This window comes from Treponema sp., assembly GCF_024696245.1.
Classification (GTDB): domain Bacteria; phylum Spirochaetota; class Spirochaetia; order Treponematales; family Treponemataceae; genus Treponema_D.
This window is the reverse complement of the sequence record NZ_JAILGZ010000145.1, coordinates 1-25,379: the sequence shown is the minus strand read 5'-3', so window position 1 is coordinate 25,379 and position 25,379 is coordinate 1. Positions and strand designations below refer to the sequence as shown.

Annotated in this window: 24 protein-coding genes; 7 read left to right on the top strand and 17 right to left on the bottom strand. The window is 39.2% G+C overall.

The window, feature by feature from the left end; translation table 11 throughout:
* Positions 1–63: 63 nt before the first annotated feature.
* The 12 genes from K6D58_RS10310 to K6D58_RS10255 all read right to left on the bottom strand — a co-directional run bounded on the left by K6D58_RS10310 (position 64) and on the right by K6D58_RS10255 (position 12,206).
* Positions 64–627, bottom strand: a complete 564-nt coding sequence (locus K6D58_RS10310; protein WP_296830374.1) for a YfaP family protein — start codon at positions 625–627, stop codon at positions 64–66.
* A gap of 27 nt (positions 628–654) precedes the next feature.
* Entirely contained in the window at positions 655–2,982 is a 2,328-nt protein-coding gene (locus K6D58_RS10305; protein WP_296830372.1) for a VIT domain-containing protein, read from the bottom strand.
* A 55-nt stretch (positions 2,983–3,037) separates the two neighbouring features.
* A complete protein-coding gene (locus K6D58_RS10300; RefSeq protein WP_296830369.1) occupies positions 3,038–3,454 on the bottom strand; it encodes a Fur family transcriptional regulator in 417 nt (138 codons plus the stop codon).
* A gap of 120 nt (positions 3,455–3,574) precedes the next feature.
* Positions 3,575–4,114, bottom strand: coding sequence for a glutathione peroxidase (locus K6D58_RS10295; RefSeq protein ID WP_296830367.1), 540 nt, complete (start codon positions 4,112–4,114; stop codon positions 3,575–3,577).
* Positions 4,115–4,265: 151 nt separating this feature from the next.
* Positions 4,266–5,438, bottom strand: a complete 1,173-nt coding sequence (locus K6D58_RS10290) for a phosphoribosylaminoimidazolecarboxamide formyltransferase (RefSeq protein WP_296830365.1) — start codon at positions 5,436–5,438, stop codon at positions 4,266–4,268.
* Positions 5,439–5,531: 93 nt separating this feature from the next.
* Positions 5,532–6,113 (bottom strand): glucosaminidase domain-containing protein, encoded by a 582-nt coding sequence (locus K6D58_RS10285; RefSeq protein ID WP_296830364.1) that lies wholly within the window; start codon positions 6,111–6,113, stop codon positions 5,532–5,534.
* A gap of 1 nt (position 6,114) precedes the next feature.
* On the bottom strand, positions 6,115–6,846 hold the full coding sequence (pyrH, locus tag K6D58_RS10280; RefSeq protein WP_296830362.1) for a UMP kinase: 732 nt from the start codon (positions 6,844–6,846) through the stop codon (positions 6,115–6,117).
* Positions 6,847–6,865: 19 nt separating this feature from the next.
* Complete coding sequence (locus tag K6D58_RS10275; RefSeq protein WP_296830360.1) at positions 6,866–8,560, bottom strand: transglutaminase domain-containing protein; 1,695 nt, start codon at positions 8,558–8,560, stop codon at positions 6,866–6,868.
* Positions 8,557–9,288: an anti-sigma factor family protein gene (locus tag K6D58_RS10270; RefSeq protein ID WP_296830357.1), complete on the bottom strand. Its 732-nt coding sequence runs from the start codon at positions 9,286–9,288 to the stop codon at positions 8,557–8,559. The genes K6D58_RS10275 and K6D58_RS10270 overlap by 4 nt, the downstream gene beginning before the upstream one ends.
* Positions 9,272–9,829 (bottom strand): RNA polymerase sigma factor, encoded by a 558-nt coding sequence (locus K6D58_RS10265; protein ID WP_296830355.1) that lies wholly within the window; start codon positions 9,827–9,829, stop codon positions 9,272–9,274. Before K6D58_RS10265 ends, K6D58_RS10270 begins: the two co-directional genes overlap by 17 nt.
* A 31-nt stretch (positions 9,830–9,860) precedes the next feature.
* Positions 9,861–11,399 (bottom strand): cysteine--tRNA ligase, encoded by a 1,539-nt coding sequence (gene cysS / locus K6D58_RS10260; RefSeq protein WP_296830353.1) that lies wholly within the window; start codon positions 11,397–11,399, stop codon positions 9,861–9,863.
* A gap of 108 nt (positions 11,400–11,507) precedes the next feature.
* Positions 11,508–12,206 (bottom strand): SDR family NAD(P)-dependent oxidoreductase, encoded by a 699-nt coding sequence (locus K6D58_RS10255; protein WP_296830352.1) that lies wholly within the window; start codon positions 12,204–12,206, stop codon positions 11,508–11,510.
* Positions 12,207–12,280: 74 nt separating this feature from the next.
* Between K6D58_RS10255 and K6D58_RS10250 the strand changes: the two genes are divergently transcribed.
* Positions 12,281–12,997 (top strand): RNA methyltransferase, encoded by a 717-nt coding sequence (locus K6D58_RS10250; protein ID WP_296830350.1) that lies wholly within the window; start codon positions 12,281–12,283, stop codon positions 12,995–12,997.
* On the opposite strand, the gene K6D58_RS10245 is transcribed toward K6D58_RS10250, so the two are convergent.
* Genes K6D58_RS10245 through K6D58_RS10230 form a run of 4 tightly spaced genes read right to left on the bottom strand, consistent with a single transcriptional unit; the run spans position 12,994 to position 17,034 of the window.
* A complete protein-coding gene (locus K6D58_RS10245) occupies positions 12,994–14,004 on the bottom strand; it encodes a sigma-54-dependent transcriptional regulator (protein WP_296830348.1) in 1,011 nt (336 codons plus the stop codon). The genes K6D58_RS10250 and K6D58_RS10245 overlap by 4 nt on opposite strands.
* A gap of 11 nt (positions 14,005–14,015) precedes the next feature.
* Positions 14,016–14,756 (bottom strand): WecB/TagA/CpsF family glycosyltransferase, encoded by a 741-nt coding sequence (locus K6D58_RS10240; RefSeq protein WP_296830346.1) that lies wholly within the window; start codon positions 14,754–14,756, stop codon positions 14,016–14,018.
* The gene (locus tag K6D58_RS10235) at positions 14,747–15,577 is read right to left on the bottom strand and encodes an RsmE family RNA methyltransferase (RefSeq protein ID WP_296830344.1); all 831 of its coding nucleotides are present in this window, start codon (positions 15,575–15,577) and stop codon (positions 14,747–14,749) included. The genes K6D58_RS10240 and K6D58_RS10235 overlap by 10 nt, the downstream gene beginning before the upstream one ends.
* A gap of 5 nt (positions 15,578–15,582) precedes the next feature.
* Positions 15,583–17,034 carry a S41 family peptidase gene (locus tag K6D58_RS10230; protein WP_296830342.1) on the bottom strand — a complete coding sequence of 484 codons (1,452 nt, stop codon included), beginning with the start codon at positions 17,032–17,034 and terminating at the stop codon, positions 15,583–15,585.
* 102 nt (positions 17,035–17,136) lie between these two features.
* On the opposite strand from K6D58_RS10230, the gene K6D58_RS10225 reads away from it, so the two are divergent.
* The 3 genes from K6D58_RS10225 (at position 17,137) to K6D58_RS10215 (ending at position 20,886) form a co-directional block, all read left to right on the top strand.
* The gene (locus K6D58_RS10225) at positions 17,137–18,282 is read left to right on the top strand and encodes a nucleotide-binding protein (RefSeq protein ID WP_296830340.1); all 1,146 of its coding nucleotides are present in this window, start codon (positions 17,137–17,139) and stop codon (positions 18,280–18,282) included.
* On the top strand, positions 18,279–19,316 hold the full coding sequence (lgt, locus tag K6D58_RS10220; protein ID WP_296830338.1) for a prolipoprotein diacylglyceryl transferase: 1,038 nt from the start codon (positions 18,279–18,281) through the stop codon (positions 19,314–19,316). Before K6D58_RS10225 ends, lgt begins: the two co-directional genes overlap by 4 nt.
* Before the next feature lie 79 nt (positions 19,317–19,395).
* Positions 19,396–20,886 carry an acyl-CoA carboxylase subunit beta gene (locus K6D58_RS10215; protein WP_296830336.1) on the top strand — a complete coding sequence of 497 codons (1,491 nt, stop codon included), beginning with the start codon at positions 19,396–19,398 and terminating at the stop codon, positions 20,884–20,886.
* A 105-nt stretch (positions 20,887–20,991) separates the two neighbouring features.
* Here the strand turns inward: K6D58_RS10215 and K6D58_RS10210 are convergent, their stop codons facing one another.
* Positions 20,992–22,530 (bottom strand): P83/100 family protein, encoded by a 1,539-nt coding sequence (locus K6D58_RS10210; RefSeq protein ID WP_296830334.1) that lies wholly within the window; start codon positions 22,528–22,530, stop codon positions 20,992–20,994.
* A gap of 107 nt (positions 22,531–22,637) precedes the next feature.
* Here K6D58_RS10210 and K6D58_RS10205 point away from each other — a divergent pair, with 107 nt between their 5' ends.
* From K6D58_RS10205 to gdhA, 3 genes are all read left to right on the top strand, one after another.
* Positions 22,638–22,844, top strand: coding sequence for a SlyX family protein (locus K6D58_RS10205; protein ID WP_296830331.1), 207 nt, complete (start codon positions 22,638–22,640; stop codon positions 22,842–22,844).
* 1 nt (position 22,845) lies between these two features.
* Complete coding sequence (locus K6D58_RS10200; RefSeq protein ID WP_296830329.1) at positions 22,846–23,727, top strand: DMT family transporter; 882 nt, start codon at positions 22,846–22,848, stop codon at positions 23,725–23,727.
* Positions 23,728–23,851: 124 nt separating this feature from the next.
* Positions 23,852–25,210 (top strand): NADP-specific glutamate dehydrogenase, encoded by a 1,359-nt coding sequence (gdhA, locus tag K6D58_RS10195; protein ID WP_296830326.1) that lies wholly within the window; start codon positions 23,852–23,854, stop codon positions 25,208–25,210.
* Positions 25,211–25,379 lie beyond the last annotated feature (169 nt).

Here is a 25,379-nt window from a genome sequence, read left to right as displayed (position 1 = left end):
ATCTTTTAAATTATAAAATGAAAATCGGAATTTACAAATTTTTATGGAATTTTCTTCTCTTTTTTAGAATTTTATGGTGCCAATAAGGAAGGTTTCCTTGCTTTCTTTAAGTTCAAGGGTAAGAACCTGTCTCTTTTGATCCGGCCTTCCAAAGTTTGTATAAACTTCTGCCTGAACTGTAACCGGCTGGATAATTTTCTGCTGGTGACTGGCAAAGTAGTTGGCTTCTATTTTATATTCACCTTTTGCAGCCTGATGAATACAGAATTCTTCAGGACCATAACCACCTGTAAAGTCCCTGGATATTCTTCCACCATTTGAGGTCAGCTTGTTTCCATAGAAACATTTTTCATTGTCAGGATCAGTTACCCAGAGATCAATATCGCAGTTGTCATAATTCCATGTAAGAATAATCCTTATGTCACAGTCAAAGTTCTGCTGCAGTTTTTTATCAATGCCAGACAGATCAAGCTTAATTTTTTTATTCCTGCATTCACTGATAACAGCATTCATGTCGTTAAGGGCAACCTGCTGAACTTCGTAAAATCTTGAATCCCATTTTTTATATGCCACTGAGTAAAGTGTATCTACGGCTTTCTGATAATCACCATTAAAGTAATAAGCCATTCCCAGATCCCTTAAAAACTGAGGAACTTAAGATTTAAGTTTTATACGTTCTTCAAATACAGGAAGGGCTGTTTTATATTCTTCCCTTTCCATAAGTTTGTAGGCAAGGGCCCTTAAAATATCTGTGTTCTCAAGATTCAGTTCTGCAAGATTAGAAAGTATACGCATGCTTTCTTCCTGCAAGCCTTCACTGGCAAAGTAATCAGAAACTGACATGTAAAAGGCTGGAGAAGATGAATGTTCTTTTTTAAGTTCCAGATATTTTTTGTACATGTTTTCTGTTTTTGTTTTTTTAAGTTCAGTCAGATATTTTTCATCAGGAGACCAGGCTTCAAGTTGAACTTTTACGCTTTCAGGCTGAAGGGATTTTTCTGATGCCTTTTTAGATTTGGATTCTCCAGCAATAGAATCTTCTGTTTCATAAATTTCTTCCGTATCAAGACTAAGACTTTCAGAAAGTGAAGATGTGTAAGATTCATTACGGGTACTAAAGAGTCTGTATACAACATGTTCGTCATCAGATTCCTGATCATCAAATACCGGCTTTTTCTTAAATTCTTTAGGGGCGGTTTTCCACCATTTAGAGAATTCTTCAAAGGTTACATATACTTTCTCAGGTATTTTTTTACTGTTTTCATAAGTTTCTGCATTTTTATTATTAAATGAAGAGTTTTCCTTTAAGATTTTTTTGTATTCTTCGTAAAGTATTTTGTCATTTTCCGGAGGAGTAATTCCGTATTCAAGGTAATCATAAACGCTGTCCAGAACAATAAGGGAAGTGTCTTCTGTAATTACGCCAAACTTTTTTGCTGTTTCAACAATTGCATTTCTGTTATTTGCATAGTCCCTGTTAAGACAGTTGATTTTTTTTACAGCCCACTGACGGGCAATATTTTTTGCTTCCGGAGAATCTGTTCCATTAATGTTAACAGTGATGGATTTTTCTATTGTATTACCATGACCAAAGTGCAGGGTAACTTTTCCATCCTTCTTTTTAAGAATACCGCTTACAGAAAAGTTTTGGTCAACTACAGATTTATCTTCCGGGTAAAGGTCACATATTTTTTTTGAGTCATATTCTGCCTTTATAAGTCTTACAGGATTTTGTGTAAGTTTTGTAAGTCCATCCTGAACTGTTGCAGAAGAAAGATTAATGTAAGAGCCGGAATGTTTTTCTGCATACGAAGAAAGCCAGACAGGATTTGATACAGGGCTTGAGTTAATCATATAGATGATTCTGTCATTTGTATATTTCTGGCTGTCAGGATTTTTCCAGTTAGAGATGCCGTCAGAAAAAATAAGTATTTCATCACCTTCTTCACTGTCAAAATCCATATCAAGATTTGTGGCACCATCATAAGTCAACGAAAGAATATAGTCCCTGATTTCCTTTAATGTTTTTTTAGAGTTACCTTTAAAACTTTTAGCCTGACCCTTTATATTTGAAAAAGGAATTATTTTTACCTGAGGATTATTCAGCAGGGCAAGGTATGATTCAAGAAGTTCAGTTTCCTTGTTTAAGTTTCTGTTTTCTCCTGAAGAAGAAGTATCCCACCAGACACATATACTTTGGGGAAGTTTTTTTGCCTGACTTTGAAGGGCCGGGTCAGCAGTAAAATAAAAATACGTGTCTTTTCCTATAGTTTCGATAAATACTTTTTCATGGATTGAATCTTTTTCCGGCAGGGTGAATGTGAGGGGAGAAGTAAGGGTGCAGTTTTTTCTTGTAATACTTGCACTTGTTCCCTGTGACATATCATTAAAAGTAAAATCTGCTTTATCAAAAGCGCTTTCTTCAATTTTAAGATTGTTTTTTAATACAGTAATTTTAAAGTTAAAGTTGTCCAGCATTCCCTGGGGAAGGGCGGAGTAAACATATTTTCCGGAAGAATCAATCTGGCTCTGGTATGTTATCTGTACGTGACGGTTGCTATTAGCAGGCAAAGGATAAACCCTTATTTTAAAATTATTGCCCTTTGTTTTTTCTGCAAGGCCTGGATCTATTCCTTTTCTGACAACGGCTTCAAAAACCTGACGGCCCTTTTCTTTTTCTACTATTACACCGTCCCTTAGATGTCCGTTTATATCAAGGGCATATCCGGTAATGCATTCATTTTCTCCTAAAGGAAATTCCAGTTCTCCTTCAAGAACACTAATGCTGGTATTCTCAAAAATCATGTCCAGCTTTGTAGTTGCTATATTTGCAGCAACTTCAACATCAACAGAAAGATCCTTTAGTCTTACGTTTCCATCGCTTTTTTTATCAGTTGTGGTCATTATTATCTGGGGCATTAGCTGAGCAAAGAGACTGCTTCCCAAAAAAAATGCTGCAATCAGAGAAAATAGTTTTTTCATAAAATACCTCGTTTAATTACTTCTATAATAGTAAAACAAGGATATTTTTCAAAGGTTAATTTAAGTTACGGCACTTTTTGCATTTTCCGTAAAGAACTGTTCTTACAGTGTTCAGGTCAAAGTCGTGTTTTTCTGAAAGGTGGGCAATTAACTGATCCAGTTCTTCACATTCAATATGAAAAAGATTTCCGCATACTTCGCATTTTAAGTGAAAGTGGGGTTTACAGTGAGCGCAGTCTTTTCCGCTGTATTCAAAACAGGCTGCTGAATGGTCGTCTATAAAATATTTCTGAAGGGTTCCGTCTGCAACAAGTTTTTCCAGCTGGCGGTAAATTGTTGCAACTCCAATATTGATTTTTTCTTCTTCAAAGTGTTTACGCACGTCATCGGCAGTAAAGTGCTGACCCTGGGTGCTTTCAAGATAAGTCATAAGTAAGTCCAGCTGGCGGGTTTTGTAGGCAGACCTTTGCATTTTTTCTATTCTCCAATTTGATAATCGTTTTCAAATTAAAGAATAAAAGCTTTTCTGTCAACTGATTTCTTTCTCAGAAGGATTTCTTCTGTAAAAGAAGGACCCGCCGGCTGTCTTATTTTAGATTAATTTTTCTACGTAAGCTTCAAGTTCTTCCGGAGTAGTGGTGCTTTCAAAGCGTGCAGCAACTTCTCCCTGTCTGTTAATGATAAATTTTGTAAAGTTCCATTTGATTTCAGAGTTATTCTTAAAGTCAGGATCGATTTTAGCTACATGATTGTTCATAAATTCAGCTGCATCACCTGTAAAACCGGCAAAAGACTTCTGGCTCTTAAGATAGGTGTAAAGTGGAATAGCATCAGGGCCGTTTACATCAATTTTCTTGTAGTTGTCAAAGCTGGTGTTGTACTTCATCTGGCAGAACTGGTGAATGCCTTCATCACTTTCCGGAGCCTGATTGCCAAACTGATTGCAAGGAAAATCAAGAATTTCCAGACCCTTGTCATGGTACTTTTTCCACAACATTTCCAGACCTTCATACTGAGGAGTAAAACCACATCCTGTTGCAGTATTTACTATAACCATTACTTTTCCCTTAAACTGAGAAAGAGAAACATCATTGTTCATTCTGTCCTTAACTGTGTAATCATAAACTGACATATAAGCCTCCTGTAGCTTTGATAATGCAATTATATTGTATACAATCTAAAATTGTCAAGCAAATCCCCTATATATTTTTTATAAAAAAAGCCTGCCGGTAAAATCACCAGCAGGCTCTGCTTATAATAAGTAAAACTTATAAAAGTTTATATTAGTGGTGGAAAAGTCTTATTCCGTTAAATGCCATTGCAATTCCAAAACGGTTACATTCAGCAATAACATTGTCATCACGAACAGAACCACCTGGCTGGGCAATAACTTTAACACCGGAACGATGGGCACGAATAATGTTGTCACCAAATGGGAAGAAAGCGTCACTTCCAAGGGCAACATCAGTATTCTTAGCAATCCATTCCTTGCGTTCTTCACGGGTAAAGGCTTCCGGCTTTACTTTAAAGAAATTCTGCCATACGCCTTCTGCAAGAACGTCGTCATAGTCATCGCTTGTGTAAACATCAATAGTATTGTCCCTGTCTGCACGTTTAATATCGTCCTTAAACTGGAGTCCAAGAACTTTAGGAGACTGACGGAGCCACCATTTGTCTGCCTTATCACCGGCAAGGCGTGTACAGTGAATGCGGCTCTGCTGTCCGGCACCAATACCGATAGCCTGTCCGTCTTTAACGTAGCATACTGAATTTGACTGGGTATATTTAAGGATAATAAGGGCAATTAAAAGGTTATCCCTTTCTTCCTTAGAAATTGTTTTGTTGTCTGTTACAAAATTAGAGAGGGCATTGTCATCAATTTTAATGAAGTTATGTCCCTGTTCAAAAGTAACGCCAAAGACCTGCTTTTTTTCTGTAGCAGCAGGTACATAATTCTCATCGATCTGGAGAATACAGTAACCGCCTTTCTTTTTAGCCTTAAGGATTTCAAGGGCTTCATCATCATAGGCAGGGGCAATGATTCCGTCACTTACTTCTTTTTTAATAAGAAGGGCAGTTGCTTTATCACACTTGTCGCTAAGTGAAATAAAATCACCAAAGCTGGACATTCTGTCTGCACCACGGGCTCTTGCATAAGCACAGGCTAAAGGTGTCAGTTCAACATCATCTGTGTAATAAATCTTTTTAAGAGTGTCACTTAAAGGACGTCCAACAGCAGCACCGGCAGGAGATACATGCTTAAAGCTTGTTGCTGCAGGGAGCCCGGTAGCTTCTTTTAATTCTTTTACAAGCTGCCAGCCGTTAAGTGCATCAAGCAAATTGATGTAACCTGGCTTTCCGTTCAGAACTGTGAGCGGCAAGTCACCATCTTCCATGAAAACTCTTGCGGGTTTTTGATTAGGATTGCATCCGTACTTTAATTCGATTTCTTTCATGCACCACATAATAGTTTAAAAGTGGGCTTTACGTAAAGAAGGCTTTGAATGTAATTGAAGAATTATTCATTTACATCCAAAGCCTTTATAAAATTAAAAAGCTTCAAGCCTTGTAAGCATTGCATCCAGTTTAACTGAATATTCCGGGTCAGCAGCCCAGGTTTTTGTAAGACCGCTTATGTCCGGTGCCTTACCCCTTGGTTTAACCCACTTGTAGCGCTTGTCTATACACTTGTTTTTAAGACTGACATTTTCTTCTGTAGCATAGGCATGAAGGTGCTGAATATGAGCCCTTACCCCTTCTTTCATAGTGTCAAACCTTTCTCCAGTATGTTCAGCATCTATGGCACCCAGACCACAATAGTTATGCATGTCAGGAGTAACAAGGTTGCCGTATCTTAAAAAGCCGGTTTCATGGCACATCTGAACAAAGGCACAGTCACTGTTAATGCCTTCTGTCTTAGCTTCCTTTATGTAAAGGGAGGCAAGCTTTTTAACTTCGCTTTTGTCAGCTTCAGGATTGTTGGCCATAAAAAAGCTTACCAGAGAATCCTTAGACATAATTCCCCTGTCAGTAAGATTGCGGGAAATATGAACTCCACCTGTAGAGGTAGAAAGGCAGCTGTTTAAAATAAAAACAGCTGCACATATAAATGCAGCTATAATTTTTTTCATATTATCTGATTGTTGTTCCTGTATAGTTTTTTCCATCCAGAATTGCACGGATATTTGGAATATCTTTTCCGGCAGCACAGATTACAGTAAGACCCAGTTCCTGAGATTTTTTAGAAGCAATAGGATCAAAAGGACAGTTTTTACCAGGAATCCATTCATCACCAACAATCTTGCGGAAATCTGCCCAGCTTATTTCATCAATAGGCTTAGCATCAGGATTCTTTCTAGGATCATCAGTATAAACCTTAGCAATGTTGGAAAGGTTTACAACTGTATCTGCATTAAATCTTTCTGCAAGAAGAACTGCATCATTATCAGTAGAAAAACCTGGTTTCCATCCTGCTGCTACAAGAATACGTCCTGTAAAATCAGCAACAGCTGTAGGATCTGTTACAACATCCTGCTGGCATAATGGTCCAAACACTGTTTTAAGAATCTGGGCATTAAGACGGGTAGCCATAATTCCCAGCCAGTCGCAGGCATAGTTTAAGTCAGCATCATTTGCAAAAGAAGCAGTTTTCTTTTCTGTATCTCCAAATTTAGCTGCAACATCTTTATATGCATTCTGGTATGTACGGGCAGGACCACCACCTCCTGCAACAAAAATAAGGCGGGAATCTTTATTTTCTTCAAGCCATGTGCAGATCATTTTTGCAAAGGCACTTAAGAATTCCACATCCGGAGCGTCAGGTGCAATAATGGAACCACCTACACTTAAAACTTTAGTTGTCATATCTCCTCCAAAAAATATATTAGTAAATACCGTTTATAGACGGTGTATTCCACAGTGAACTGTAGCTTGAAGTTTCGTCACTTGCTTCTTCCCAGATAGACTGAAGGGCATAGCTTCTAGGCAGGTATACAGTCTTACTGTTTATAAGTGAAGCCCTGATCTGGTTCCAGCCTCTGCTAAAGTAAATGTGCTGGCAGTCGATATTACCAAAGTAATATTCCCTTGGGTTTTCAGCAGGTACAAAGGCAGTAAAATCCATTCCGGAAGCAAGGGCTATATCTACAGGGAACCATCCGTAATTTTCAAAGTAAATCTCTGACCACCAGTGGGCCTGTGAAAGTGAATTGCTTGAAGCAAGAATACCGCTGCAAGGAATAGAAGGAATATCTGCTGCCCTGCATAAAGCCGTAAAGAGAATTGCAAAGTCATAGGCATCTCCGGAATTACGTCTTGGTAAATCAAGAACGGAAGCTTCTCCTGGCCTGACTTTGTTTTCCAGTTTATAGTTTTCCAGAAGATAGTCATAAATGAGACGGGCCTTTTTATAAGGATTCTTTTCTTTTCCAACAATCAGGTTTTTCAATTCAATAACAGTTTCATGATTGGAAGGTACGCAGGCATCCGGAGAAGTATATGCTGTATAAAGAACACTTTTTGTATCCTTATAGGCAGCTATTTTAGAGCTGAGAATGTTGGATTTTACTTCATAAGATGTAATTACGTAGGTCTGACTAAAGCGCTGTTTATGATTTGTAATTGAATTAATGGATTTCTGGTAAATAACATCCCTTGGGTCATCCTTAATAAGGGGATCGGGATAATACTCATTAAGGTTTATAGAAGGCTGAAAAGAACACTCTGCCGGACGAGGCATGTAAAGGGTAATAAAAGCCTCCTGACTGGCAGAAGCTGTAGAAATATCAGCTGTTATCTGAATTACAAATGTATGTTTGTTTACGTAAGATTTTTTTCCTGCAGGAAAGTTTACTGCTGTTCTTACTGAATCACTTATTCCCCTGGAAGTTGCAACAAAAACCGGTCCGGAAGCAGCTCCATCCGGAACTTTTACAGAGATTTCACCGTCTGTCCATAAAATATAGTCGTAGTCATTTTCGCTGGCACAGATATAGTTGGATTCAATATCTTCTGAAGTGTTTTTTTCTCCAGAAATGTCTTCCCTGTTGGCAGTAAAGTATACTTTTGAATTACCCCTGGCTGCACCAAAGTTTTTTCCGGTAATAGTAATAATGTCACCAATATTTGCAGACTTTGTTATTGTAGAAACAACAGGAATTGTAGTCTGAGGATCCGGTCTTACGGCAACAGGGATTCTGTTTTCGTTGGCAAAAAAAGCCGGCTCTGATTTTCCGGAAGAATTTGCCACTATAACCAGTCCGTCAGAAACATTCTGAGGAATAGTAAACTGAATTTTTTTATCGCTCCACAGGGAAAAATCCAGATTGTTGATTTTGGAGCCGGATATTTCTACGTAAGAACTTCCCTTTACTTCTCCAAAGTTTTCTCCGTAAATGGTCATGGTATTGCCAGGAAGTCCAAGGACAGGGTTTATCTTATGTATTACAGGCTTTTTTTGTGTCTGTTTTCCGATAAATGCAGAACCAAAAATAATAAGGGCAATCAGGCCAAAAAAACATGCAAACCTGACTGCCGGTGAGCGTCTCAAAAGAGTAATAAATGGATTTAAAAGATTCACTTTGCAGATTCCGAACTGAAGGTATTATATGAAACTGTAGTTGGTGTGTAATAGTTAAAGGATTTGCCTGAATACTGTTCGTAGCTTGGAATCTCGTTAATCATGTCAGGACTCTGAAGGAACATATCATAGCTGGACAGATGCATTCTTGAGAAGTTTTCCTGATTTTTAGCAGCAGAAGTAGCAAGCTTAACGTAAGGAGCTGTATCTGTAGCCTGAATTGAATAATCCTGAGTGTTTTTATCCCCGAATACAGAAGAAAGCTCGGCTGTATTAAAGGTTCCGTCTGTATAAACAGCATTATTAGCCGGAGACTTAAGTATGTTTCTGGTAATAGGCTGGAATTTTTCTTCTATAGTTGATTTAACGGCTTCTTTCTTTGAAATTGCAAAAGGAAGTATAAAGGCAACAACTGCAGCTGCAGCAATTCCTGTTGCACCGTACTTTAATGCGGCAAATTTAACGGAAGAAGGCTTAGCTTTACCGGTAATTTTGTGGTAAGAAAGTTTAACCTGAAGTCTGTTAAAGCTTGAATCCAGTTCTTCCTTGCTGAATTTAAAGGAATCACTGTCTTTCTGCATATACTGGCGCAGGGTTTTAAGCCCTTTTAGTACTTTCTGACATTCAGGGCATGATGCAATGTGAGATTCGTACTTAGAAACATAAGTCTGCGGGAGCTCACCATCAAGGTAAACAGAATGAATGCTTCGATCAGGACAGGTAGACATCTTCTTCTCCTAATAATTTTACAAGTTGTTCTCTGGCTCTGAAAATCCTTACTTTTACATTTCCTTCAGTAATTCCCAGGGCTTTACCAATATCTTTATAGTTCATATCGGCATATTCACGTAAAATAACAACTTCCCTTAAGTTAGGGCTTAATTTGTTTATTGCTTCACGTGTCAGGCGGATTGATTCATCTTTAAGAAGATCAACTTCTCCACCTTCAATATGCTGACGTCCTTCATACAGCGCCTTGTGATACGCTTTTGCCTCCCGAAGTCTCCTTTTTGCAAAGTTAAGGGAAGCGTTGCGTACAACACAGATAAGCCAGAACTTGGCATCATCCATTGTAGGAAAAACCATGTGCTTTTCATTTGCCTTAATAAAGGAATCATGCACCAGGTCTTCTGCAGCTTCTTCGTCTTCAACTATGCGGTAGCAGACTTTATAAAGCGTAGTGTAGTTAGCGTCGTATATTTTTCTAAAATCAGCCGGATTGTCGCAGTTTATCTGCTCTGATTCGACTTTCTTTCCGTTAATAAACAATTTTAAGCCCTTAAGGTTACATTAATCCCAGTTATTTTCTTTCCCAGACAGGACCATTAGGTGTATCTGTTACAACAATTCCTTTTGCTGTAAGTTCGTCACGAATCTGGTCAGCACGGGCAAAATCCTTAGCCTTTTTAGCTGCAATACGTTCTGCAACAAGAGCATCAATTTCTGCTGCTTCCGGGTCATTTGAATGGTCCGGTACAGCTGCCTGTGCATCTTCCTGAGCTTTTTTTACAGCCTCTGCAGTTGTAGAAAGGAGCCTGAGTCCGATTACAGTATCCATTCTTGCTACAAGTTCAAGTGCTTCTGCAGGATCCAGAGAAGAATCCTTAACTGCCTTCTGAAGCTGACTTAAAGCAACAGGAGTAGAAAGATCGTTTTCAAGTGCTGCACGGAAAGCTTCCATGTATTCAGCAGCTTTTGGACTAAGACCATCCCTCTTGTCTGCCTGGCCTTTGTCATAGTTTTTAGCAGCAAGCTGGTCTATGCTATCTTCCATTTTTGCATTCTGAACAAGTTTTACAAGACGCTGAATAAGTGCTTCCCGGCCTTTTTTAGCAGAATCCATTGCACTCCAGCTAAAGTAAATCTGTTTTCTGTAATGTCCGCCTAAAAGGAAGAACCTGTAATCCAGAGGGTTGTAACCTTTATCTATTAAACTCTGTAAACGTAAAAAGTTACCCTTTGACTTAGACATTTTTTCTGCTTTTGCATCCTTGTCCTTTACAACAACAAGGAATTCATTATGAAGCCAGTAATTTACCCATTTGTGACCTGTAGCACCTTCACTCTGAGCAATTTCGTTTGTATGGTGAATAGGTACATGGTCAATTCCACCTGTATGAATGTCAAAGTGTTCACCAAGATACTTCATACTCATGGCAGAACATTCAATATGCCAGCCTGGATATCCTCTTCCCCATGGACTATCCCATGTAAGGGCCTGGTCTTCAAACTTAGATTTAGTAAACCAGAGAACAAAGTCCTGAGGATTGCGCTTGTTTTCATCGATTACGACAACATCTCTTTTACCTGCACCTGCACGGAGTTCATCCATGTTAAGCTGGGCAAGGTCACCGTAGTGTTCATATGTTGTAACGTCATAGTAGAGGTTTCCCCCTGCCATATAGGTATGACCGTTAGCTTCTATCTTTTTAATAAGCTCAATCATATCGTTGATGTGTTCAGTAGCCTTACAGATTACATCAGGACGTTTAATGTTAAGGGCATCAATATCAGAAAGAAAGGCATCTGTATAGAATTTTGCAACTTCCAGAACAGACTGGTGGCGTTCTTCTGCAGTCTTAACCATTTTGTCATCACCTTCATCAGAGTCACCTGTAAGATGTCCAACGTCAGTAATGTTCATAACGTGTTTTTTGTCATAACCCAGGTAGGTAAGGGCACGATCAAGGGTATCAAGAAAAACATAAGCCCTGAGGTTTCCTATGTGGGCATAATTGTATACAGTCGGACCACATCCGTAGAATCCTACAAAACCTTCATGAATAGGTTTGAATTCTTCGTATTTGCGACCCATTGTGTTATAAAGTTTTAATGACATGCTTTCCTCTCAGAATCCTTTTGTACAAATTAAAAATATCGGTCCGGATTCATTTTTTTACAATTTTATACAATAGAATATCTTAAAAACACTCTTGTTTCAATTAGATTAAAAAGGACACCAGCCTCTGTCAGCGTTAAGTAAAACTCCGTTAAGTTCCGGGCAGGATATCAGGTGCATGGCCTGGTCTGCAAGAAAAGCCGGGGTAACTTCCCTGGTGTTTTGAGGAGCATGATTTGTAAATCCCGGGAGAATGGCTGAGCAGGTTATTATTTCCGGGGCAATAAGGGCTGCAGATTTTACAAGAACACTTATGGCAGTTTTACAGGCAGAATAGGCAGCTGTACTTTTATAAGGGTGAATTGAATCAGTTCTTGTTCCTCCAAAAAGTATTATTCTTCCAAAGCCGGATTTTTTCATGTGGGGCAGAACCTGACTTACTAAAGCACCGGGGAGGGCAAGGTCGTTAAGGGCAAGCATGGTCCAGTCTTCTGCAGTAGTTTCTTCCAGAGGCTTTTGAATAAAGGGACCAAAGGTAACAGCCAGAATATCTGTTTCTTCAAGAGCTTTTTTTATCTCTGCTTTTTTAAGGAGAATTGAGGGACTGCTTTCTGCAAAGTCTGCTTCTATAAAGCTCAGGCCCGGATACTCTTTTTCAAGTTCCATAAGTTCTGGTGAATGGTGGCGGCCTGCAGCAAAAACCCTGGCTCCATTTTTAAGAAGGGCCTTTGTAAGTTCAAGACCAGTTCCTTTACTTGCACCTGCAACAAAAGCGCATTTATCTTTTACAGCTGAATAGTCTGACATAAAAAAAGTATAGCAGATTTTTTTAACTGTAACATTAAAATGACAATGATATTAAAAAACGCTAAACTTAAACCATGAATCTGGATAATGTAGTTGTCGTTCTTTCACGACCAGAAGAATCAAGAAATATAGGTGCAGTGTGCCGTGCCATGGCTAACTGTGGTATTCATGACTTAAGGATTGTTGCTGATAAAAGTACAATCGATGAAGAAAGGGTGCATATTCTTGCCATTCATGCAGGAAGTATTTATGACAATGCCCGCTTTTATTCTTCAATAACAGAAGCTACTAAAGACTGTACCATGGTAGCTGCCACAACCCGCCGCAGGGGTAAAAAAAGAAAGGGCAAGCTTCTTTTGCCTGAGGAACTTACTTCACTGATTAATGTTCAGGAAGGAAAGTGTGCCGTAGTTTTTGGTAACGAGCGCACCGGTCTTGAAGATGATGAACTTGAAGAATGCACTATTGCAGTAACAATTCCTACCAGCGAAGAATTTGGTTCCATGAATCTTAGTCATGCAGTTCAGGTTATGTGCTATCACCTCTTCCGTGAAACTAAAAAGGGAGAGAAGGGGTATACTCCGGTTACTCTTGAACGTCTTGATAAGTCCGTAACAAAGATAGCCGACTCCCTGCAGAAAATTGGTTTCTTTAAAGTTACCGGCCGCAAGGATATGGAAAATTTCTGGAGAAGTATTTTATCCCGTTCAGCTTTAAGCGAAAGTGAAGCCCAATATATAGAAAATACTTTTACTAAAGCAGCAGGTCTTGCAGAAAAAAATAATTCCTAGTCATTTTCAAAAAGTTCGTGATCAAAAACTATGTCTTCTGTCTGCAGTGTGTTTCCGCAGCAGGAGATGCATGCCCTTTGTATACAGTTTTTAAGTTCACGGATATTTCCCGGCCAGTGGTGAGAGTGAAGTCTTTTTAATGCCCCCGGACTCAGGGATTTTTTTTGTTCCCTGGCAAAGTCAAAGGCAAGGCGGCTTAAGTCTTCCCGTCTTTCCCTTAGAGGTGGAATTTTTATTATAAGAACGCTTATTCTGTAAAATAAAGGCAGCATGAATTTTTTTTCTTTTACCATAAGCTGAAGGTTGGAATCTGTCGCAAAAATCATTCTTGCGGTGGAAGGAATTTCTTTTGTTCCTCCGACTTTTCTAAAGGAATTTTTGTCCAGAACACCAAGAAGCTTGGCCTGCATTTCTTTTTTAAGGTAGGAAATCTCATCTAAAAAAAGTGAACCTTTCCCTGCACATTCAAAGAGCCCCTTAGTGTCACAGCTGGAACCTGTAAATGCTCCCCTCACTGAGCCAAAGAGGGTTGTTTCCATAAGGTTGGGATTTATTTCGTTAATGTTTATTTCAAAAAAATCAGATTTAAGCATTCCTGATTTGTTGTGAATGATTCTGGCATTGTGATTTTTACCGCTGCCACTTTCTCCTATCATAAGGACAGGAATCTTTGTGTGTATTGCCTGACTGATTTTAAGGGTATAGTCCCTGTTTTTTTTACTTATGGTAAAGGAAGAATAATTTTTTTTCTTTTCAGGAAGTATTTTTGACAGGCGTTTAAAATTAAGCTGGGGAAAAGATGTCTGGAGTTCAAATATTCTTTCAGAGTATTTGCCGGGAAAAACCATGGTTCTGCTGCCGGCTTTAAAAGAAGCTGTCCTGCATTCACTTAAAAGTTGTGAAAAGGAACAGCTTATAAAATTATTCCAGCTGCTGTCATCTAAAGTGCAATCAGAAAAATCCAGGTCAGGACCTTTGGTAACAATCAGATAATCTGAAAAGGACAAGTTTTTGTGTATCAGCCTTTATTAAATAATTTTTCCCAAACCAGACGAATGATATAAAAAATAAAAGGAATAATTAATACAATGTGAAGTGGTTTTTTTACCAATTCATGTAAAAATTCAGTTCCGTGTTCAAATGTTTTTTCACTTATGCGCTTTTTTCTGTCACTAAAGATACCGATGGCATCATTGTAAAAGAGAAAGATACTTGAGTTAAGCTTGTTCCTTCTGTTGTAAGACCAGCAGTCCTTTTCCTTTATACCTTCGCTCATAAGTACCAGGGAAGGGCAGGCCTTGTAAATTGCCTGAACTACGTCGTCTTCTATGGATTTGTGGTAGTAACCTACGCATCTTCCTACAATCTGCAGGGTTTTAAAAGTGTTGCGGACATTTTTTTCTGCAGTCATTACAGTCTTTTTTCTTCCACCAAGAAGATAAAGGGATTTATAGTGGGCTTCCAGAACGGAAAGAATGCTTATAAGGGCGTTAAATGGATTGTGCCTGACAGGAATATCTTTTTTAAGGAACTTTGCTCCCATAAGAATACTTTTTGAAACAGGAAGAACCAGATCTGCATTTCTTACGCATTCAGCATACTGGCTTTTTCCCCTGGCTTTAAGAAAGTCCCAGATGTTTATAAACATAATCTGTTTTGGTCCCTGTTTATCGAGAAGGTTCAGTATTGTTTCTTCTATATCCTCAGGTTTGCAAATATCAATGCCGACACCAAGCAATTTAATTCTTTCTACTGCCATAAATCCTTCTCCAGAATTACTGTTTGTAATGAAGCTATTCCATATAAAGCCGCAGTTTCACATCTAAGGATATTTGTACGGCAATGTACAGGAATAAAGCCGTTTTTTTGCATAAGATTGATTTCGTCAGGGGTGATGCCCCCTTCTGCACCTGTAACTACACAGGCTACCTTAATATCTTCGGCATTTGCAGCACTCTCATGAAGTGTTTTTGTGCCGGCTGTCTGTTCATAAAGTACTATTGCCAGACTCTGGTCCTGAGATGTGCATTTTTCCTGAACATGGGACTTCCAGGTTTCTATAGCCTTGTCTAAAGTCATACAGGGGTAGATTTTTGTTTCAAAAGGGCAGCCGCTCTGCTGTCTTGCTTCCGTCATTATTCTCTGCCACCTGTCATCAGAAGGGGAGGATTTTTTTTGAGCAGATTCTATACAGCTTTTCTGGCAGAAACTTCCTGCTACGGGAACAATGGCAGAGACTCCGCATTCCACAGCCTGTCTTATAATAAGTTCCATTTTAGGAGGTTTAGCTGCAAACATAAAAAGCCAGAATTCTGTTTTAGACTGAGCTTTTTCTGCTGCCCTGGCATGAAAGTCATTTTTATCGGAAAGTATCTGCCCTGCCGCCTGAAGAGTTATTGTTTTTTCTTCCGTGTTTACAGAAGCAAGGGTCATGGGTTGTAAAGAACCGTCAGGGAGCCTTACATCTATCATGTCTCCCGGACGGCATCTTAGCACTGAGTATAAGTAACGGAATTTTTTGCCGCTTACAAAAAGACAGCCTTTCTGGTCAAGTTCACTTTCTGCTATGAATTGTCTCATTCAGTTTATTTCTTTTCCTCAGCCTGTTTTTCACTTTCTATTTCTTTAAGGGTTTTGCTTTTTGAAAGAATTTCATTGTAGCGTTTTGGATCCTTAAGAACATCAAGGGCTGCATTAAGCTGAACGTCAAAATCCAGGTCATAAAGCCTTGAAGACTTTTTACGGTCAAGTTCATTACGGATAAGCTTGCGGATATACATAAGAGGTACTTTGTAAGTCTTGTTTACTTCTTTTGCATAGGCTGCTATGTCAGATTCAGTCATATCAGGATGTGCTTCTGTGTATGCAGGAATAATTTCTGCAGTTACAAGATCAGCATAAGCCTTTTCTTCTTCTTCACTGAATTCGTAGTACTTAACTTCAATGTCCGGGGCAATACCGATTTTGTCTATGTTTGCATCACTTGGTGAATAGTAGCGGGCAACTGTAATCTTAAAGCCGTCATTGCTGATGAGTCCGGCCGGAACCTGAACGCTGCCTTTTCCGTAAGTGTTTTCTCCTACAAGAATAGCCTTCTTGGAATCCTTTAAGGCGCCGCTAAGGATTTCTGAAGCGCTGGCACTTGCCCTGTTAATAAGCACAACTACAGGAACACCGTTAACAGTAGTTTTTCCCCGGCTTGCATAGTAAACGGAATTTTCGTAAGAGATGCGGCTTTTTGTAGAAACAATAATTCCTTTTTCCATAAACTTGTCTGCAAGTTCAACAGCTGTACTTAAAAGACCGCCGCCGTTATTTCTAAGGTCGATGATAAGGGAATCATAACCGGCCTTTTCAAAAGAGGCTAAGGCTTCATCAAAACGTTTTGCTGTATTTGTAGAAAATTCACTTAAGGCAATATAACCGGTTTTACCAATCATGCCGTACTTAACGGTTGGATTTTCGATTATTGCACGAACAAGGGTCTTTTCAAATTCAAGGCTTTTTCCGCGGCGGATAGTTACCGTAACGCTTTCTCCAACAGTTCCACGAAGCATGTTAAGAACTTCGTCCATTGTAATTGTAGAAGTATCAACATCTTCGATTTTAATTATAAGGTCGCCGGACTGAATGCCAGCCTTAAAGCCAGGTGAATTGTCTATAGGAGATGCAACTTCAACATAGGCAGGTTTTTCCGGGGTGGATTCCACAGGTTTTGTAATAGAAAGTCCTACGCCGCCAAAGTTACCCATGGTAGTGTCAGTAAGGCTTCTCCAGTCTGACTTGTCCATATAAACTGAATATGGATCGTTAAGGCTTTCCAGCATACCTTTAAGGGCACCCTGGTAAAGGACTTCTGGATCTACTTCTTCAACATAGTTCTGCTGAACGTAGGTAAATACCTGGTCTAAAATGTCTGTATATTGTCTGTCTGAATCAGCTGATCCGGAACGGCGTAAACTCTGTGAAAAACACTGAACTGCAAAAAATCCGCAGATTACAGTGATTGTGGCAATAATTAAAATCTTCTTTTTCATATAAAATATTTTATGCAAAAAAGGTGGAGGTTTCAACTAATCTTTTCTTATATGTATGTTCCTTGCTTTAAATTTGTGTAGATACTGTGGTATAATGATACTATGCAGATAATTCCAATTGCCAGCGGAAAGGGTGGCGTAGGTAAAAGCCTCCTTAGTGCTAATCTTGCCATTACTTTAGGCAAGGCCGGAAAAAAAGTTCTTCTTGTAGACCTTGATTTAGGAGCCTCTAACCTTCATCTTGTTATTGGTCAGCAGGCACCAAAAAACGGGATAGGAACCTTTCTTACAGGTCAGTCAAAGTTTGAAGATATAGTAAAGAAAACTGATTACGAAAACGTATGGTTTATAGCAGGTGATTCTGAAATTCCCGGGCTTACATCCCTTAAGGTTTCTCAGAAAAATGAACTTATAAAGAGTTTCACAAAGTCTGATTATGATTATTTAATTCTTGATCTTGGAGCCGGAACTCATCTTACCATACTTGATATGTTCCTTCTTTCTCCTCAGGGAATCGTTGTTACCGCACCTACTGTAACTGCAACCCTTAATGGTTATCTTTTCCTTAAGAACATCGTTTTCAGGATGATGTACAATACTTTTAAAAAGACAAGCAAAGCTTACGAATATCTTGAAAGCCTTAAAAAAGATACAACATCCCTTCAGCGTCTCTATATTCCCAGACTTATAGAAATACTTTCAGAAAAAGACCCTGAGAGCACTGAACTCTTTAAAAAGCGTATGGCAGAATTCAGGCCCCGCCTTGTACTTAACATGATTGATGATCCTAAAGATGCAGAAAAAGCTCAGAAGATCCGCCGTTCATGCCAGCAGTATCTTGGTCTTGACCTGGAACATCTTGGTGTAATTTACCGTGATACAATGCAGGATAAAGCTTTGTCCTCAAGACTTCCTGTTGTGGTTTATAAGCCTCAGTCCATTCTCAGTCAGGCTGTTTACCGTATTGCAGACAAAATCATGCAGTCAGAAACCAGAAGTTTTGATGACGACTATGATATGACGGAAGCTTCAGATATTTCTTTTGAAATAGCAAGCGAAGAAGCTGGAGATGACTTTGGTCAGAAGATGGCTTATGTAGAAGAACTTGCAGGTACAGGTGCCCTTACAGCCGGAGAACTTGCTGAAACCCTCAGGCAGCAGCAGTACGAAATTACCCAGCTTAAAACCGAAAATACATTCTTAAAAAAGAAACTGCTTGATGCAGCAAAAATGGGATTTAAAGTATGACTTCATTACCTTTGTTTTTAAATTATCCTTCCTGGATTAAGCCGGAGATTTTCCCTGGCATTCCGGGGCTAAGCATGTTGCGCTGGTATGGCCTCATGTATATTTTTGCTTTTGGTACAGCATTTTTTGTTCTTCGTAAGCAGAGAAAGGAAGGTGCCCTTGATTCAAAAAACTATAAAGCTACGGACGACGATCTTTTCAGCTTTATTTTTACAGGAATTGTATTCCTTCTTATTGGCGCAAGGGTTTTTTCTACTTTAGTTTACAGTTCCTATGATCCTTCAGACCCGGCTTCCGTTGATTACCTTCATAAACCATGGCTTATTTTCTGGCCTTTTGATGCAGAAGGTCATTTTACAGGTCTTGCAGGCATGAGTTATCACGGTGGTTTTATCGGCGGTCTCATAGGTATGATTGTCTGGTGCCTCAGAAAGAAAAAGCCTTTGTGGAAATGGATTGATGCCATGTGTGTTGCCATTCCTCTTGGTTATACATTCGGACGTCTGGGTAACTTCCTTAATGGTGAACTTTACGGCCGCGTTACTTCAATGCCATGGGGCGTTCTTTTTCCGGATGCAAAGGTTCTTGATTACCACAATGACTGGGTTCAGGAAATGACAGACCTGTGCGGTGTAATGGTTAAAGCCGGAGAAAGGTTTGTTAATCTTCCACGTCATCCAAGTCAGCTTTACGAAGCACTGTTTGAAGGACTTTTTGTATGGGGAGTTTTGTGGCTTCTTAGAAAGAAAAAGCCTTTTGATGGTTTCTTAGGTGCCCTTTATACCATTCTTTATGGTCTTGTACGCTTTATAATTGAATATTTCAGGAATCCTGATTCAGGAGATAATCTTGGCTACAGGATAGGACCTGATTCCCATAATTCTGCAGCTGAACTTTACAGAAACAGTTCCCTGCTGAATATTTCTACCGGCCAGATTTTGTGTTTTGGAATGATAGCCGGAGGAATTATCCTTATGGTAGTTTTGTGGCGTCTTGATAAAAAAAGAAAAGCCGAAGAAGCAAATTTAAAATGACAAATATTTAAAAAGTGTCATTGACACTTATTCAGCCTTTTTGTATGATTTTTTCAACTATCAATTCCTGGAGGAAAACATGGAATACAATGTTGAGAAGCAGCATGCAAAAGGCAAGCTTCATGCAATTGAGCGTATTAATGCTCTTTGTGACAAAGACACATTTACTGAAATCTATTCTGGCGTTCGCCATAACTGCACAAGCTTCGGAATGGAAACAAAAGACATTCCTTATGATGGTGTAATTACAGGCTTTGGAAAAATCAACGGAAGAAGAGTAGCTGTTTATGCTCAGGATTTTACTGTACAGGGTGGTTCTCTTGGACTTATGCACGGTAAAAAAATAGCAGAACTTATTGATAAGGCAATTCAGGCACGCTGTCCTGTTATCGGAATTAACGATTCGGGTGGAGCACGTATTCAGGAAGGTGTAGATGCCCTTTGCGGTTACGGTGATCTTTTCTATCAGAACGTACGTGCATCAGGTTCAGTTCCACAGATTTCCATTATTGCTGGTCCTTGTGCCGGTGGTGCAGTTTATTCACCTGGAATCACAGACTTTATTTTTGCTGTAGACAAGATTTCCCAGCTTTTCATTACAGGTCCAAAAGTAGTTAAATCCGTTATGTTTATGGATATTACTGCAGAAGATCTTGGTGGAGCTTCAATTCATTCTAAAAAGTCTGGAGTTGCCCACTTCCGCTGTGAAAACGAAAACTCATGTTACGAAAGTGTACGCAAGCTTCTTGATTACATTCCTCACTACTATGGTGATGAAATTGTTCAGGCTGCAAAATTCCACTATGACGAAAAGAAAAAGGCAAAGCATATTGAAACTGTTCTGCCGGAAAACACTCGTAAGGGTTATGATATCCGCGAAATCATTAATGACGTTACTGACGATGATTCATTCTTTGAAACTTCTGCAGAATTTGCAATTAACTGTGTAACTGGTTTTGCAAAAATCGAAGGTCGTTCAGTAGGTATCGTTGCAAATAACCCAGCCGGAATGGGTGGCGTTCTTGACTGCGATGCTTCAGATAAGATTGCCCGTCATGTACGTTACTGTGATGCTTACAATATTCCACTTCTTACTTTTGTTGACGTTCCAGGATTTATTCCGGGACCACAGGAAGAACAGAAGGGTATTATCCGTCACGGTGCAAAAGTTATTTATGCTTATTCAGAAAGCACAGTTCCAAAGGTTACTGTAATTACACGTAAGGCTTATGGTGGTGCTTACATTGCAATGTGTTCAAAGCATATCGGTGCAGACTTTGTTTATGCATGGCCAGCTTCAGAAATTGCAGTTATGGGTGCAGAAGGTGCAGTTGGTATTCTTTATGCAAAAGAACTTGCTGATCCTAACCGTGCTCAGGAAGTTGCAATTAAGAAGGCTCAGTATGAACAGGAAATCATGACACCAACTATTGCTGCAAAACGTGGTTACATCAGCGAAGTAATTCAGCCTGCAGAAACACGTAAGTATGTAGCTAAGAGCTTTGACATTCTTCTTGAAAAGACATCTATGGATAAACCGTTAAAGAAACACGGAAACATTCCACTGTAATTGATAAATCAATAAAGCAGAAAACCGCAGACAGTAAATGCCTGCGGTTTTTTTTAAGTAATATTTTTTTAAGTTCAGAATAAAAGTGGGGCTGTCACTTATTAATTATTTTTCATTCCCCGCAGAATGAACATTTGTGTTTCCCTTGTTCCATACAGATTCAAGTGTTTTTGGATCAAGGAGAAGTGGATTTCCTTTTTCGCCGGTAACAAGAAGTCCCTTTGCTGTTAAGTTAAGGGGAGTTTTTCCTTTAACATATTCTTTGCTTGCAGTTTTAAGGGTCAGGTTTTTATCATAAATGGCAACCCTGAATTTTTTTTCATCCTGAATTACTACGATAAAGTCAGAGCCGTTTTGAATAAGTTCCATCGATTCAGAAAGAACTTCATTACTCTGTTTTTGAAGTTCAAGTTTTTCAGGATCAATAAGACAGAGGCGGATTGCAGAGTGACTGTCATTGATTCCGCAAACAGCCATATAAAGTTCCTTAAAAGTTTTTACTTCTTCACTAAGAGTTTCTATTGTAACATTTTCTACTATATAAACTGCCTTGCTTCTGATTTGTGTTACAGGAGATTTGCAGATAACTTTTCCACTGGATGCATCTACAGTTACAAGCTGGTAAAAGCCTTTCTTTTCATCGCTTACAAAAAGACCTGTAAGTAAATCAGGTGTTTCTTCTGCAGCAATGCTTTCTTTATCTTTTTTAATTTCTTCCCTTTCTTTTTTTACTTCTTCTATTTTACGGTCTGCAACTTTCTGCTGCTGGCTGGATTCTTTTGCAGCGGCTTTAGCTTCTGTTTTGTTGCCTTCCTGTTTTTGTTTTGCAGCTTCTTTCTGAGCTTCCTTTGCATTTTCACTGGCAGCGGCGGCTTCTTTTTCTTTTATTTCTGTAAGCTGTTCCCTGACTTCAACTCCCTTATCTTCTGTCTGGCGGATAGCTTCTACAACATTTTCATCACTGATGGCAGTAGTGTCTATAGAAGATATTCCTTCAGCAAGATTTCCAAGAGGAATAATAATCTGTGAGTTTCCGGCCCAGTCTTCCCAGTTTGTACTGAGACCTGTTTTTTCTGCACTAAGATACTGGAGCACAACTTCATTATATTTTTCAGAAAAGTTTTCCATATTACCCCGGTATACGGCGTTGTAAACAGTTATAAAAACAGAAAGGGTTGAAGCATCTTCTTCTGAATAACCGTAGGCCTTTTCCAGGTAACCGTTAAGAATTCTGCGGACATTGTTAATATGATCAACACCTGCATTTTCATTAAGGACAAGAATGTCTGCAGAAAGTTTTTCATTATCAGAAGGATTAACTGCATGAATGAGGGTGTACTTTGCAAGTGGTTCAATAGTGGCTGGTTCAAAAAGATTTTCTGCAATAACCTTACCCAGATTTTCACCAATACCTTTAATTGCAGCGGCACTTTCTATTACAGCGTAAGGGCCTCCGTAGTTTTCAAACTGAATGTTCTGGTCTGCAGCCTTTTCAAGTTCACTTTGATTAACCTGAATTTCTTTTTCTATGGAATTTTCTTCTCCCTCTGAACCTGTATCACCAGAAGGGCTTATGTTAACTGACTGACCATAAGAAAAGATAGCTGCCAAAAAGATTAGGGCTGTTCCTGCAAGTTTTTTCATATACACTCCATTTTTTCAATTATCGGCATTTAAGAAAGTTTTATATATCCTTATTTTACTATAGTAAGGGGGTGATTTATATTCTTCAAAAAGATAAAATGTCTGTCATGGATTCAGAAACAGAAAATAGATTTGTTGCACTGGAAACAAAGCTTGCTTATATGGAAGATTTTATGGAAAAACTCCAGGAAGAAGCTGTGGCCCAGTCCAGACAGATAGAAATTTTAAGAAAAGAAAATCAGATTCTTGCTGACCGTTATAAGGAACTTCTTGAAAATACAGATGTTCCAAACCGCCGTCCACCTCACTATTAATATGTCAAACACAAGTAAAGGTATAATCTGCATAATTCTTTCAGCTTTCTCATTTGCAGCAATGGCACTTTTTGTAAGGCTTGCCGGAGATATTCATTTTGTAGAAAAAGCATTTTTCAGAAACAGCGTAGCTTTTATTATAGCCCTCATTCTTTTGTTTAAAGATGCCAGAGTGAATGGATGGGAGTCTGTAAAGTTACACAGGATTTTTTTACCATATCTTATTCTTCGTTCAGCAGCAGGTTCCGTGGGAATCTTTGGAAACTTTTATGCCGTAGATCACCTTGTTTTGTCAGATGCAGCTATCCTTAACAAGATGTCTCCTTTTTTTGCAGTTTTATTCAGCATCCTTCTTCTTAAAGAAAAGCTTAAGCCCTTTCAGCTTCTTGTAATTATGGGAGCCTTTGCCGGAGCACTTTTAATCGTAAAGCCATCCTTTGATTTTTCTGCCATGCTGCCGACTCTTGTTGGTTTTGCAGGGGGAGCCGGTGCAGGTTTTGCCTATGCCTGTGTTCGTAAACTCAGTTCAATGCACTGTAACGGAAAACTTATTGTAGTATTCTTTTCTGCCTTTTCTACTTTGCTTTCCGTACCTTATCTTATTTTTCACTGGGAAGCCCTTTCCATGTATCAGCTTGCCATGCTGGTATGCACCGGCGTGTGTGCCGCAGGAGGGCAGTTTGGCATAACGGCAGCCTACTATTACGCTGCAGCCAGGGAGATTTCTGTCTATGATTATTCCCAGATAATTTTTTCTGCAGCAATGGGCTTTATTTTCTTTGGCATGATTCCTGACTGGATGAGTATATGCGGCTACGTAATTATTATCACCATGGCAGTGATAAATTTTTTGTATAACCGCAGGCTTCATGCAAAAGAGTAATGCTGATTTTTACAATAAAATTCGTTCCGATTTTTACAATTCTTGTTTTCGCGTTTAATGATTTTTATTAAACTTACATCAGTTTCAAAGTGGAAATCACAACTGAAACTAGGAGTTACAAATCATGAAAAACGCATACGTAAATCGTGTTTGGGAAGAAGTAAAAGCAAAGAACCCGAACGAACCTGAATTTCTTCAGGCTGTTGAAGAAGTTTTGACAACACTTGATCCAGTTGTAGATCAGATGCCAGAACTCGAGCCAAATGCAATTCTCGAACGCCTTGTTGAACCAGAGCGTGTTATTCAGTTCAGAGTACCTTGGATGGATGATGCTGGTAACTATCATGTTAACCGTGGTTTCCGCGTACAGTATAACAGTGCAATCGGACCTTACAAGGGAGGTCTCCGCTTCTCTAAAGAAGTTAACCTTTCAGTTTTGAAGTTCCTTGGATTTGAACAGGTTCTTAAGAACTCTCTTACAACACTTCCAATGGGTGGTGGTAAAGGTGGTTCAGACTTTGATCCACACGGAAAATCAGATAAAGAAGTTATGCGTTTCTGCCAGTCATTTATGACAGAACTTTATCGTCATATTGGTCCAGATACAGACGTTCCTGCAGGTGACAAGAACGTTGGTGGACGCGAAATCGGTTATCTTTTCGGACAGTACAAGAGAATCCGTGATGAATATACTGGTGTTCTTACAGGAAAAGGACTTACATTCGGTGGTTCTTTAATCCGTACAGAAGCTACAGGTTACGGTCTTATTTACTTTGCACAGGAAATGCTTAAGAAAGCAGGAGACAACTTCCAGGGTAAGACTTGTGTTGTTTCTGGTTCTGGTAACGTTGCAACTTATGCAGCTCAGAAACTTCTTCAGCTTGGTGCTAAAGTAGTTACACTTTCTGACTCAAACGGATACATCTATGATGCAGACGGTATTACTCAGGAAAAACTTGACTGGGTTAAAGAGCTTAAAACAGTTCGCCGCGGACGCATTTCTGAATATGCTAAGCAGTTCCCATCTGCTAAATACTTTGAAGGAAAGAAAGTTTGGGAAGTTAAATGTGACTGTGCATTCCCATGTGCTACACAGAACGAACTTCTTGGTGAAGATGCTCAGAAACTTCTTGATAACGGCGTAAAACTTGTTGCTGAAGGTGCTAACATGCCTTCTAACATCGATGCTGTAAACAAGTTCCTTGCTGCAAAAATCCTTTACGCTCCAGGAAAAGCTTCTAACGCTGGTGGTGTTGCTACATCTGGTCTTGAAATGTCTCAGAACTCTGAGCGCCTTTCATGGTCTGCAAAAGAAGTTGATGAAAAACTCCATGACATCATGATTAACATCCACAATAACGCTTACGACACAGCTGTTAAGTTTGGTGCTAAAGAAGGCAACTGGGTTAACTACGTAGCTGGCGCTAATATCGCCGGTTTTGTAAAAGTAGCTAACGCTATGGTAGCACAGGGATTGGTATAATCGCGGCATAATAATCAGGTCGGTGAAAGCTAAACAACCCTTTCGGCTTGTTTTTAACGCTTTCCCGATTTATAAGCCCGATAAATCGGGCGAGACATTTGTAAGTAAATGCTAAAAGGCAGTCCACTGGACTGCCTTTTTTAATGGATTTTCGATTTTACACAGGCGC

What these genes read in the sequence shown, in the direction of transcription:
- K6D58_RS10310 (WP_296830374.1), bottom strand. Translation starts at nt 627, where the DNA reads ATGGCTTATTACTTTAATGGTGATTATCAGAAAGCCGTAGATACACTT.
- K6D58_RS10305 (WP_296830372.1), bottom strand. Translation starts at nt 2,982, where the DNA reads ATGAAAAAACTATTTTCTCTGATTGCAGCATTTTTTTTGGGAAGCAGT.
- K6D58_RS10300 (WP_296830369.1), bottom strand. Translation starts at nt 3,454, where the DNA reads ATGCAAAGGTCTGCCTACAAAACCCGCCAGCTGGACTTACTTATGACT.
- K6D58_RS10295 (WP_296830367.1), bottom strand. Translation starts at nt 4,114, where the DNA reads ATGTCAGTTTATGATTACACAGTTAAGGACAGAATGAACAATGATGTT.
- K6D58_RS10290 (WP_296830365.1), bottom strand. Translation starts at nt 5,438, where the DNA reads ATGAAAGAAATCGAATTAAAGTACGGATGCAATCCTAATCAAAAACCC.
- K6D58_RS10285 (WP_296830364.1), bottom strand. Translation starts at nt 6,113, where the DNA reads ATGAAAAAAATTATAGCTGCATTTATATGTGCAGCTGTTTTTATTTTA.
- pyrH (WP_296830362.1), bottom strand. Translation starts at nt 6,846, where the DNA reads ATGACAACTAAAGTTTTAAGTGTAGGTGGTTCCATTATTGCACCTGAC.
- K6D58_RS10270 (WP_296830357.1), bottom strand. Translation starts at nt 9,288, where the DNA reads ATGTCTACCTGTCCTGATCGAAGCATTCATTCTGTTTACCTTGATGGT.
- cysS (WP_296830353.1), bottom strand. Translation starts at nt 11,399, where the DNA reads ATGTCATTAAAACTTTATAACACAATGGGTCGCAAATACGAAGAATTC.
- K6D58_RS10255 (WP_296830352.1), bottom strand. Translation starts at nt 12,206, where the DNA reads ATGTCAGACTATTCAGCTGTAAAAGATAAATGCGCTTTTGTTGCAGGT.
- K6D58_RS10250 (WP_296830350.1), top strand. Translation starts at nt 12,281, where the DNA reads ATGAATCTGGATAATGTAGTTGTCGTTCTTTCACGACCAGAAGAATCA.
- K6D58_RS10240 (WP_296830346.1), bottom strand. Translation starts at nt 14,756, where the DNA reads ATGGCAGTAGAAAGAATTAAATTGCTTGGTGTCGGCATTGATATTTGC.
- K6D58_RS10235 (WP_296830344.1), bottom strand. Translation starts at nt 15,577, where the DNA reads ATGAGACAATTCATAGCAGAAAGTGAACTTGACCAGAAAGGCTGTCTT.
- K6D58_RS10230 (WP_296830342.1), bottom strand. Translation starts at nt 17,034, where the DNA reads ATGAAAAAGAAGATTTTAATTATTGCCACAATCACTGTAATCTGCGGA.
- K6D58_RS10225 (WP_296830340.1), top strand. Translation starts at nt 17,137, where the DNA reads ATGCAGATAATTCCAATTGCCAGCGGAAAGGGTGGCGTAGGTAAAAGC.
- lgt (WP_296830338.1), top strand. Translation starts at nt 18,279, where the DNA reads ATGACTTCATTACCTTTGTTTTTAAATTATCCTTCCTGGATTAAGCCG.
- K6D58_RS10215 (WP_296830336.1), top strand. Translation starts at nt 19,396, where the DNA reads ATGGAATACAATGTTGAGAAGCAGCATGCAAAAGGCAAGCTTCATGCA.
- K6D58_RS10210 (WP_296830334.1), bottom strand. Translation starts at nt 22,530, where the DNA reads ATGAAAAAACTTGCAGGAACAGCCCTAATCTTTTTGGCAGCTATCTTT.
- K6D58_RS10205 (WP_296830331.1), top strand. Translation starts at nt 22,638, where the DNA reads ATGGATTCAGAAACAGAAAATAGATTTGTTGCACTGGAAACAAAGCTT.
- K6D58_RS10200 (WP_296830329.1), top strand. Translation starts at nt 22,846, where the DNA reads ATGTCAAACACAAGTAAAGGTATAATCTGCATAATTCTTTCAGCTTTC.
- gdhA (WP_296830326.1), top strand. Translation starts at nt 23,852, where the DNA reads ATGAAAAACGCATACGTAAATCGTGTTTGGGAAGAAGTAAAAGCAAAG.